11 protein-coding genes are annotated in these 10,065 nt (G+C 44.6%); 6 read left to right on the top strand and 5 right to left on the bottom strand.

Annotated features, from left to right (window positions below; genetic code table 11):
• Positions 1 to 230: 230 nt before the first annotated feature.
• The 4 genes from ABD894_RS26295 to ABD894_RS26280 form a co-directional block, all read right to left on the bottom strand.
• Positions 231 to 1,166, bottom strand: coding sequence for an IS3 family transposase (locus ABD894_RS26295; protein WP_345214083.1), 936 nt, complete (start codon positions 1,164 to 1,166; stop codon positions 231 to 233).
• 8 nt (positions 1,167 to 1,174) lie between these two features.
• Entirely contained in the window at positions 1,175 to 1,708 is a 534-nt protein-coding gene (locus ABD894_RS26290; protein ID WP_345214082.1) for a hypothetical protein, read from the bottom strand.
• A 278-nt stretch (positions 1,709 to 1,986) separates the two neighbouring features.
• Positions 1,987 to 3,045 (bottom strand): agmatine deiminase family protein, encoded by a 1,059-nt coding sequence (locus ABD894_RS26285; RefSeq protein ID WP_345214081.1) that lies wholly within the window; start codon positions 3,043 to 3,045, stop codon positions 1,987 to 1,989.
• Between the two features lie 206 nt (positions 3,046 to 3,251).
• Positions 3,252 to 4,121 carry a carbon-nitrogen hydrolase gene (locus ABD894_RS26280; RefSeq protein WP_345214080.1) on the bottom strand — a complete coding sequence of 290 codons (870 nt, stop codon included), beginning with the start codon at positions 4,119 to 4,121 and terminating at the stop codon, positions 3,252 to 3,254.
• A 133-nt stretch (positions 4,122 to 4,254) separates the two neighbouring features.
• Here ABD894_RS26280 and ABD894_RS26275 point away from each other — a divergent pair, with 133 nt between their 5' ends.
• Genes ABD894_RS26275 through ABD894_RS26265 form a run of 3 tightly spaced genes read left to right on the top strand, consistent with a single transcriptional unit; the run spans position 4,255 to position 6,388 of the window.
• The gene (locus ABD894_RS26275; RefSeq protein WP_345214079.1) at positions 4,255 to 5,196 is read left to right on the top strand and encodes a lysylphosphatidylglycerol synthase transmembrane domain-containing protein; all 942 of its coding nucleotides are present in this window, start codon (positions 4,255 to 4,257) and stop codon (positions 5,194 to 5,196) included.
• A gap of 12 nt (positions 5,197 to 5,208) precedes the next feature.
• Entirely contained in the window at positions 5,209 to 5,913 is a 705-nt protein-coding gene (locus tag ABD894_RS26270; RefSeq protein WP_345214078.1) for an SDR family NAD(P)-dependent oxidoreductase, read from the top strand.
• A 7-nt stretch (positions 5,914 to 5,920) separates the two neighbouring features.
• Entirely contained in the window at positions 5,921 to 6,388 is a 468-nt protein-coding gene (locus tag ABD894_RS26265) for a hypothetical protein (RefSeq protein ID WP_345214077.1), read from the top strand.
• 1 nt (position 6,389) lies between these two features.
• On the opposite strand, the gene ABD894_RS26260 is transcribed toward ABD894_RS26265, so the two are convergent.
• Entirely contained in the window at positions 6,390 to 7,592 is a 1,203-nt protein-coding gene (locus tag ABD894_RS26260; protein ID WP_345214076.1) for a cation:proton antiporter domain-containing protein, read from the bottom strand.
• A gap of 192 nt (positions 7,593 to 7,784) precedes the next feature.
• Between ABD894_RS26260 and namA the strand changes: the two genes are divergently transcribed.
• From namA to ABD894_RS26245, 3 genes are all read left to right on the top strand, one after another.
• Positions 7,785 to 8,852: an NADPH dehydrogenase NamA gene (gene namA / locus ABD894_RS26255; protein WP_345214075.1), complete on the top strand. Its 1,068-nt coding sequence runs from the start codon at positions 7,785 to 7,787 to the stop codon at positions 8,850 to 8,852.
• A gap of 86 nt (positions 8,853 to 8,938) precedes the next feature.
• A complete protein-coding gene (locus ABD894_RS26250) occupies positions 8,939 to 9,358 on the top strand; it encodes an OsmC family protein (protein WP_345214074.1) in 420 nt (139 codons plus the stop codon).
• A gap of 72 nt (positions 9,359 to 9,430) precedes the next feature.
• Positions 9,431 to 10,021: a DUF4230 domain-containing protein gene (locus tag ABD894_RS26245; RefSeq protein ID WP_345214073.1), complete on the top strand. Its 591-nt coding sequence runs from the start codon at positions 9,431 to 9,433 to the stop codon at positions 10,019 to 10,021.
• Positions 10,022 to 10,065: the final 44 nt, after the last annotated feature.

The following is a 10,065-nucleotide window of genomic DNA, read 5'->3' as shown; positions in this document are numbered from 1 at the left end:
TTTATTATAATTGGGAAAGACCTCATCAAGGTATTAATGGTAAAAAACCTATCGATATGGCCTCCCTAAACAACAAAAAATAAAAGCTAATTCTGTTACCGAATTACATAACCCTTACAGCAATGACATGTTTTTTAGAGTAAGACTTCCGAAGTTTTAAAAACTTCGGAAGTCTCGTTCCCCGTCTGTCTCGTCCTAAAAAAAGTTTACAGGTTTTTAAGATAGTCCTGTCATGTGTTTACGGTTACAGTGATGTCCTGGGCTACGTTTACAATATTAGTTTTTTTGACGTAATAGTTCTTCCACAATTTTTCAGGCAGCAGGCTGCTTATATGCACGTGTTGTGGTGTTAGTAAACCGATGCTGTAGTGTGGTCTATATTGGTTGTACAATTCAATGGCCTTATTTAGCAGCTGTTTTGCTTCTTGCTTGTTTTCAGGACGATGATGCCTGAGATATTCTTCTTTGAGTATACCATTCATACGTTCAGCAACGGCATTCTCTAATGGGTCGCCGTTCTCGGTCATACTGATCCTGATACCTTGGTCCTGCAATAGCTTTACATAGCTTGCTGTGCAATACTGCACCCCTCTGTCCGAATGATGTATAAGTGCCCCGGGCAGTTGTTCAGGCAGATCCTTTAATGCCATTTTCAAAGCCTGTATAGTTTCCACGGTTTCTAAGGTGTCCGCCAGATGATAGCCAACAACCTTATGTGAGAAAGCGTCCGTTATCAAACTGATGTACAAATGTTCTTCCTTTACTTTCCAATACGTAATATCGCTCACCCATAGCTGGTTGGGTCTTTTGACCTCCAGCTTACGGATGATGTTAGGCCAACGGTTGAACCGGTGCCCCGACCAGGTCGTCACATGCCGGCGGCGGCGTTTCTTTACTAACAGGCCATTAGCGGCCAACAGATCGAACAGAGCATCACGTCCCATTTTGATCCCGTGTTCAAGCAGGAAAGGGTGCAGCATCTCGTATAGCTTCCTGCCTCCCATCACCCGGTGGTCCCGGCGAATGCTGATAACCTCTTGTAATACAAGCGCGTCCTCTATGCCTAAAGCTTCCTGCTGCCAAAAGTGTTGATAATAGTCCTGGCGGGTAATACCAAGTAACCGGCATAGTCTTACAAGGCTGATCCTTGTATATATGTCCTTCATCTCATGGATCACTTGGTATCCGACTTTTTTCGGATAGAGATGTTAAGATCATGCTCAGCGATCTCGATCATGCGCTTATACATCTCACTGCGAAGCTGCTCGTCTTCCAGCAGGCGCTCGAGTTCCTTGATGCGCTGTTGTTCTTCAGACAAAGCATCCGATGGCTGATCATTATTTGTTTTCTTTGCAGGCAAGTATAGTGGGTTTGCTATCGGCAAATATGCTGCTTTTTGATAGATATCTGCATAACCCAATTCCTTTAACCAGCTTTGGATCGCGCTCCGGTATCTGATATTATACTTCGACAATAGATCTGTCTTGGCTACACCTGTGCGCAAATATTCGTCACATACTTTTCGCTTAAAGGCTTCATCAAAATATTGTGGTGACCGACGCTTTTCTTTTAATTCTTTTCCTTTCATTTGATTTACTTTAACGTAAACCCTTTTCAGGACAAGACAGTCAGCAAACAGCTTCGGGCGAAAACGGGCAGAACTTTGGTGGCCAAGAGCGCGAAGGCGGGCATAGCGAACTTGTTGCATGCGGGGAGGCAATAGCGCAGTGGGGCAAAAGTTCCAGCCCTAAGTTCTGCACGGTTTGCAGGGCACAGGCCATGTGCGGCAAAGAAGCCTTTTGCTGGACAAGCCTTTTTGTTACCTTTTGTGGCGACAAAAGTAATAGCCCCTGCGGCAATGAGCAGACCAACGTTGATTACAGCACAAACACAGCCTAAGTAGAGATTGCTTTGTACTTCGAAATGACGATATTTTGCCGGAACACTTACAATCAACTACTTAATCAACGAACTCCCAAAGCCCCCTTATACCGCAGGTTCCTGCTGGCTTAGGCAGTGGAAACTGCCAAGGCCCCAGATAATATCGGTAGAATCAATACCTACTACCTTTCTGTCGGGGAAACATTGTGTTAGTATATCCAACGCTTTATCATCATTTGCACAACGGTAAGTGGGTACTACCACCGCGGCATTACCTATGTAGAAGTTAGCGTAAGAAGCCGGTAAACGCTGATCGTCATAGATCACCGGATCGGGCATTGGCAATTCGATTATATTCAGTTGCTTGCCATTGAGCAGTCGCATGCTGTTAAGCGATTGCAGGTTCTCTTGCAGGATATGGTAATTTTCGTCGTTCTTGCTCTCTTCAACTACCGTTACCACGGTATCTTCATTTACAAAACGGGTGATATCATCAATGTGGCCGTCGGTATCATCGCCGATAATACCATCGCCCAGCCATAACACCTGCTCGGCACCGTAGTAATTTTGCAGATAGGCTTCTATTTGCTGCTGATTTAAATGCGGATTACGGTTTTTATTAAGCAGGCAGGCCGTAGTGGTAAGCACTGTACCCTTGCCGTTAAAATCAACAGAACCGCCTTCCATCACAATACCCGGATGATAAACCGGCAGATCGTAATAGTTGGCAATTTTGGTAGGGATCACATCATCCAGATCATACGGAGGATACTTATCGCCCCAGGCATTGTAACCCCAGTCTACCACACCCTTCTTTTTAGTCTCGGCGTTAATTAAAAACGCCGGACCATGGTCCCTGCACCAGGCATCGTTAGTAGGAAACTCAAAAAACTCGATCTTATCCAGATCAGCATCCACCAGTTGTAGCTGGTGCTGCGCGAAGGCTTCCATTTCTTTATTCACCACGTTAATGCGCACCAGTTCGCCCGCGGTAAGTTCTTTAATAAACTCGCAATAGCGACGGTATATCATTTGAATTTTACCCGGCCACGAAGCCTCCTTATGTGGCCAGCTCAGCCAGGTAGCAGTATGCGGCGCCCATTCGGCGGGGAAGGTAAAGCCGCTTTTAGCGGGTGAGTTAGTAAACAATGGATCTTGGCTCATACAATAGTATTGGTTATAGATAAACCGTCATTGCGAGGTACGAAGCAATCTTTATATTTTACAGAGCCAATTAGCCTATGTAGAGATTGCTTCGTTCCTCGCAATGACGTGTGTATTTTATATTTTATCCTGTCATGCTGAGGGACGAAGCATCTGTTTCGGTTCACAGATTCTTCGCTATCGCTCAGAATGACAGTTTGAATAATTTAGTCTTCGTCAATCAAACGCTTCGTGATCGGCTGGTATGTTTCAATCCTTCTGTCGCGCAGGAAAGGCCAGTGGCTGCGGTAGTAGTCTGTTTTTTCCAGATCGAGTTCATGTACGGTTACTTCTTCCGCATCTGGTGATGCCTGGTAAAGCAGCTTGCCGAACGGGTTTGACACGAACGAACCACCCCAGAATTTAACGCCCGCTTCTTCGCCTACCCTGTTCACGCTTACCACGTGTACGCCGTTGGCTACCGAGTGCGAACGCTGAATGGTTTGCCATGCGTTGTATTGGTCGGTATTGGTTTCTTCGTCCTGCGTGGTAGCCCAGCCAATAGCGGTTGGGTAAAACAGTATTTCGGCTCCCATCAGCGCGGTAATGCGGGCCGCTTCAGGATACCATTGATCCCAGCAGATCAGCACGCCGATCCTGGCAAATTTGGTATTGAAAACTTTATAGCCCAGATCGCCGGGGGTAAAGTAAAACTTTTCGTAAAAACCCGGATCATCCGGAATGTGCATTTTTCGGTATTTACCCAGGTAAGCGCCATCGGCATCAAGTACCGCGGTAGTGTTATGGTAAACACCCTGCGCGCGTTTTTCAAACAATGAAGCGATAATTACCACGTTAAGTTCGGCCGCGAGGGCAGAAAGCACATCTGTTGACGGACCGGGGATTGTTTCGGCCAGTTTAAAGTTGTCGTAATTTTCTTCATCACAAAAATATAATGAAGTAAACAACTCCTGTAAACAAACGATCTGCGCGCCTTTTGCAGCGGCCTCACGCACCTTAACAATAGCTTTATCCAGGTTCTGCTGCTTATCGGCAACACAACTCATTTGTACAACACCTACTTTTACTTTGCTCATTCCTTCAAATTTTCCGCAAAAATACTACTTTAATATTAACCCTTGTGTCAAAAACTATCATAACAAAGTACATACCATTGCTTAACAAAAGTTAACGTTTTGATATGCATTCATTTTATTAGTTTTGCAGGCAATGTCAGAAATTGAAGATCCGGAAAAGCCTAAAACTCCAAAGGAGAAACTGTGGAGCGTAACCAAAACGCTTTTAAAATTCGCGGTTACCGGCGTATTGCTTTACTACGTTTTTCGTAATGTGCCTTTCGCATCGGTTAAAAACAGGATGCTGCATGCCAATTATTGGTGGATGCTGGCAGCGTTGATGAGCTTTTTTATCTCCATTATCGCCTCATCATGGCGGTTGTTGAGTTTCTTCAGGTCGATAGGTTTAAATCTCGATTTCAGGTTCAATTTCAGGCTTTACTTGCTGGGGCTGTTCTATAATTTTCTGCTACCCGGCGGTATAGGCGGCGACGGTTATAAAATTTACCTGCTCAACAAAAACTACAAACTGCCCGGCAAAAAAATGTTTTGGGCCATTATGTTCGATAGGTTGAGCGGTCTATGGGCCATAGGCCTCATCACGGTAGCGCTGATATTCCTGATCCCGCAGATAGATATACACATTACCATTCCGCTGGGCATCTTTTTAGCGGGTTCGACAGTGTATTACTTTGTGGCCTATAAATTCTTCAGGGAATATACCAAATACTTTTTCCAGGCGCATGCCAAGGCGGTGCTGGTGCAATCGCTGCAATTACTGGCCATTGTATTCGTATTGTTCGGGCAGGATTTTGAGGGCAAATTTGCCCCTTACCTGTTGTCGTTCCTTATTTCGGCACTGGCGGCCATTATCCCCATCAGTGTGGGTGGCGTGGGTATCCGCGAAACTGTTTTTCAGCAGCTTACCAAGGTATTCCCGATGGATGAAAGTTTGGCGGTATTTTTGCCCAGCTCATTTTATATTATCTCGTTAACGGTTGCCTTACTGGGTATCTACTATGTTTTGAGGCCTAAACGATTGGAAGACGGCCTAAAAGGTATTGAAGAGCAGGATCAGGAAACAACATCATTGTAAACAGCAAATTACATGAACATTATTATAACAGGAGCCAGCAGCGGCGTAGGTTTTGAAGCCGTAATTGAATTGACTTTATCCGGACAGCATAACGTAATAGCCCTCGCGCGTTCGCAGGATAAGCTGGAGCGTTTACTGGAAATTGCCAAGGGGATCAACCCAGATTGCACGCTGTACGCCCTCGCTTTTGATATTGTGCATGACGACCATAACGACCTTCGCCAGTTCATCGCCTCGCATTTTGATAACCGGGTAGATGTGCTGATCAATAACGCGGGTGTACTCATTAACAAGCCATTTGCCGAGTTAGAGGAAATGGATTTTGTAGAAATGCTGCAAAGTAACTTTTTAGGCCACGTACGTATGATAAAGAGCGTGGTTGACATAATGCCGGCCAACTCGCACATCCTCAATATAGGCAGTATGGGCGGCTACCAGGGCAGCTCCAAATTCCCCGGCCTGTCGGCTTACTCGGCCAGTAAGGCTGCTTTGCATACCCTTACCGAATGCTTAGCACAGGAATTAGCCGAGCAACAGATCAAAGTAAACTGCCTTGCCCTTGGTTCGGCACAAACCGAAATGCTGGAGAAAGCCTTCCCGGGTTATGAATCGCCGGTGATGGCCTTTGAGATGGGTAAATACATTGCCGATTTCGCGCTTACTGGTCATAAATTCTTTAACGGCAAGATACTGCCTGTGGCATTGACCACGCCGTAAAAGCAACATGAACTGGATAATTTCAAAAAGTGATAAGTTTGATTATCATACCAATTTAGGTGAGATCTTTAAACCTCTAACCAACTGTATTAAAGATTACAATTGGCTAATTACCGATTTGCAATTTATATCCTTTTCAAAAGCCCAATTATCAATTGATCATTCGCATGATTATTTTCTTCTCGATTCAACCGAGTTCCAGGCTTTAATAAACAATGAGATTCAATTTGTGTGGGCAGTAATATCCGCTTTACCAAAAGAGATTGATATAGTGATTAAGGATGTATTATCACTTCCTTATGCCGACGGAAATGGTTCAATATGGGAGAGCGAAGAGCTCCAACATCCGGATGCGGTACTTGAAATTATTTGTTGGGATAGCGGCTATACCATTGTTAAATTTACAGATGAGGAGTTATCTGCCAAGTTTAAAGCCTATTTTCCTGAAGCCGTTGCCTTAGCCGACTTCCGATAAATCACACATCCTCAAATTCCTGATTCCTTACCGCCGCGTGCTTTTTTGAGCTTAATAAACCCAGGCTCATGATAATGCTGGTGGCCAGTACCACTATGAACAACAAGCCTGTGCCTATTTGTGGTATTTTAAGCTGATTGGGTAAATTATAATAGAGCAACACGCTGATCAATCCGCGGGGAATCAATACCAGTTCGGGCATCAGGTCGGTTTTTGATACCAGTTTGATGTAGAGCAACCGGATGAGATAAATAGACACCAGTATCACCCCGCCGGTGATCAATAAACCCGCATCCTGCAATTGGGCAACATCCATCGTAAAACCAAAAATGATAAAGAAGAAAGTACGCATCAAAAAAGCGCTTTCGGCCGATAATTGCAGCAACTGTTTCAACTCGTGATTAAGCGTTGGATACAAAAAATGCTTTCTGAACCATGGAAATTTGATTTGCCCGGCGTTGTTCAGGAACAAACCGAACGACAATACCACAATCAGCGACGACAAATGGTACGATTGCCCTATGGCATACACCAAAATAATGATGGATATGATGAGGAAGAACTTTACATGGTGGGTGATCTTACGGATAAGGTAAAGCAGGAACAAACACGAAACCACGGCGAACAACAAGATAGTTATGAGTTCTACTCCTAAACCGGTAAAGGCTTTCAAATCAAAACTGCTGTTGCTGATGGTAAAGTTGAATAGGATGATGGTCAGGATATCTGAAAACGATGATTCATAGATGATGAACTCCTTTTTATCCTTCCGTAACCCCGAGGCCGAAGGAATGGCGATAGCCGAACTTACCACACAAAACGGAATAGCGTTCACCAAGCTGCGGTAAACACTTTCGCCGGTAATGTAATTGATAATAGCGGTTATGGCGGCGGTAGTAGCCAATAGAATGAATAAGGCCGAAAAGAAAGACTTTTTGATAACGGTATTCTTCTCCGGACTATACTTCAGTTCGAGCGCGCCCTCAAACACAATCAGTATCAAACCCAGGGTTCCCAGGGCGGGTAGTATCTTACTGAAATCAAACGTACCGAGGTTAAAATAGGTAACCAGTTGCTTTATGCCGATACCTAAAAACAGCAGCAACAATACCGATGGCAGCTTGGTGCGCCCGGCAATCAGATCGAACAGGTACGAGAAAATTACCAGTCCGCAAAGTATAATTAAAGTAGTATAGGTAGTCAAATAAAAAATGTTTTTGGGTTAAACTTCCGTATAGCTGTCTGCAAAAATACCATTAATTAATTTAGCGGTTCTTGTCAACATTTACAGCTAAATTGTTTGCTGAATATCATTTACGTGTTTGCAGTATTTATGATGACACAAAGCTGAAAAATGTGTGTTACCTTACTTTACATTTGCAGAAAAATATAAGAAATGAGCAAACTATTTTCTCCCATTACCATAAAAAACATAACATTCAGAAACCGCATCGTGGTATCGCCCATGTGCGAATATTCGGCTACCGATGGCTTCGCCAATCACTGGCACCTGGTACACTTAGGCGCTATGGCCGTAGGCGGTGCAGGGCTCATCATTACCGAGGCTGCCGCTGTATCGCCGGAAGGCCGCATCTCCCCTTCAGATCTGGGAATCTGGAAAGATGAACAAATTGAAAAGCTGAAAGAAATCACCGGTTTTATACAGGAGCATGGTGCGGTAGCGGGTATTCAACTGGCGCATGCAGGCCGCAAAGCCAGCCATACCGAACCATGGAATGGCGGCAAACTTATCCCCTCTGCTGATCCTTCGGGCTGGCAAACCGTGTCGGTAAGTCCTGTACCCTTTGCAGCCGGTACCGAAGCCCCGGTTGAGCTGGATAAGGCGGGTATTGATAAAGTAATAGCCGATTTTAAAGCGGCCACCCTACGCGCTATTGAAGCCGGTTTTAAACTGGTAGAAGTACACGCCGCGCATGGTTACCTTATCCACCAGTTTTTATCGCCGTTAACCAATAAACGTACCGACGAATACGGTGGTAGTTTTGAAAACCGGATCCGCCTGTTATTACAAGTGGTTGATGCCGTAAACGAAGTATGGCCGGCAGACCTGCCGCTTTTCGTGCGTATTTCAGCCACTGATTGGGCAGACGGCGGTATCACCATTGATGATTCGGTACAATTAGCCAGGGTGCTTAAAGATAAAGGCGTCGACCTGATAGATTCTTCAACAGGCGGTATTATGCCGGGTATTAAAATACCGGTTAAACCCGGCTACCAGGTTGAATTTGCCGAAGCCATTAAACAGCAGGCAGCTATATTGACAGGTGCCGTTGGCCTGATCACCGAAGCCAAACAAGCCGAAGCGATACTGCAAGCAGAGCAAGCCGACCTGATCGTAATGGCGCGTGAGCTACTGCGTGATCCGCATTTCCCGCTGCGTGCCGCGCACGAGCTGGGCGACGATATCAAATGGCCCGTACAGTACGAAAGAGCCAAATGGTAACCAAAGCATAATCTGAAGATTCGATATATCTTTAAACAATTTAATAACTTTACGTATTTACTTATCAGCAATTTTAAACACAAACTATGAAACGTACAGCAAACGCCCACTGGGCCGGAACACTGAAAGAAGGTAAAGGTGAGATCACTACCCAAAGCACCACCCTTAACAAAACACAGTACTCATTTAAAACCCGCTTTGAAGAAGGTGTGGGCACCAATCCTGAAGAGCTGATAGCTGCCGCGCATGCAGGTTGCTTTACCATGGCTGTTGGCGCTGCTTTAACACAGGCTGGTTTTGTACCCGGTGATTTAACCACCGATGCTATTTTGGATCTGGATATGGTAGCTTTGAACATCAACGGTATCCATTTAGATCTTAAGGCTTCAGCCATTGAAGGTGTATCTGAAGAAACCTTTAAACAAATTGCCGAAGGCGCGAAAGCCAATTGCATTGTATCAAAAGCGCTTAGCGTGCCAATTACCCTGGCCGTACAATACGCTTAATTTACATTATACTGATTAAACTAAAAGAGCAGATGTAGTGTCTGCTCTTTTAGTTTAAAAACAATTTAAAATATGTTCAATAGCAGTCGCAGCCGTATCTCATTAAGTCTTGTAATATCCCTGGTGATAGTGGGCTTTCTGGTATTTATGTTCTTTTACATTAAACACGAGCTTACAAATACCAAAACAGAGGTGAGCCAGGTGGTAATGGTGCAAAAAATAACCAGCATGGGCAAGCTCGAACTGGTTAAATATACCATGAAAGACATTGTGGAAGAGCGCAAGGTACACAGCATTTTACCCGACGAAAAGGTACTCTTTTTAGCTGTTGGCGAGGTAACCGCCTGCATCGATTTAACCAAGGTAAAACAAGAAAACATCACCCAAAGTAAAGACAGCGTAATTGTGGTGCTGCCCCAGCCAGAAATTTGCTACTCTAAGATAGACCACAAGCAATCGCGCGTGTATGATGTTACGGGCACCTGGTTTGCAAGTACCACTAAAGATATGGTGGAGGATGTATACAAACTGGCCGAAAAAAAGATACTCGACGATAGCAAGCAGATGAATATTTTAGGTAAGGCCCGCGACAATGCCCAACTGATATTCAAGCCGTTGCTGGAAAACATTTCGGGTAAAAAAGTTATCCTACAGTTTAAATAAAGGTTTTAGCCGGTAAAATGAACAGAAAAATGTGTGCGACGCAC

This window comes from Mucilaginibacter gynuensis (assembly GCF_039541195.1).
GTDB lineage: Bacteria > Bacteroidota > Bacteroidia > Sphingobacteriales > Sphingobacteriaceae > Mucilaginibacter > Mucilaginibacter gynuensis.
Note: the sequence above shows the minus strand (reverse complement) of the source record. Positions and strands in the feature narration are given on the sequence as shown.

Excerpts from the sequence above, each read along its gene's own strand:
- ABD894_RS26295 (WP_345214083.1), bottom strand. The coding sequence starts at position 1,166 with ATGAAGGACATATATACAAGGATCAGCCTTGTAAGACTATGCCGGTTA.
- ABD894_RS26290 (WP_345214082.1), bottom strand. The coding sequence starts at position 1,708 with ATGCAACAAGTTCGCTATGCCCGCCTTCGCGCTCTTGGCCACCAAAGT.
- ABD894_RS26285 (WP_345214081.1), bottom strand. The coding sequence starts at position 3,045 with ATGAGCCAAGATCCATTGTTTACTAACTCACCCGCTAAAAGCGGCTTT.
- ABD894_RS26280 (WP_345214080.1), bottom strand. The coding sequence starts at position 4,121 with ATGAGCAAAGTAAAAGTAGGTGTTGTACAAATGAGTTGTGTTGCCGAT.
- ABD894_RS26275 (WP_345214079.1), top strand. The coding sequence starts at position 4,255 with ATGTCAGAAATTGAAGATCCGGAAAAGCCTAAAACTCCAAAGGAGAAA.
- ABD894_RS26270 (WP_345214078.1), top strand. The coding sequence starts at position 5,209 with ATGAACATTATTATAACAGGAGCCAGCAGCGGCGTAGGTTTTGAAGCC.
- ABD894_RS26265 (WP_345214077.1), top strand. The coding sequence starts at position 5,921 with ATGAACTGGATAATTTCAAAAAGTGATAAGTTTGATTATCATACCAAT.
- namA (WP_345214075.1), top strand. The coding sequence starts at position 7,785 with ATGAGCAAACTATTTTCTCCCATTACCATAAAAAACATAACATTCAGA.
- ABD894_RS26250 (WP_345214074.1), top strand. The coding sequence starts at position 8,939 with ATGAAACGTACAGCAAACGCCCACTGGGCCGGAACACTGAAAGAAGGT.
- ABD894_RS26245 (WP_345214073.1), top strand. The coding sequence starts at position 9,431 with ATGTTCAATAGCAGTCGCAGCCGTATCTCATTAAGTCTTGTAATATCC.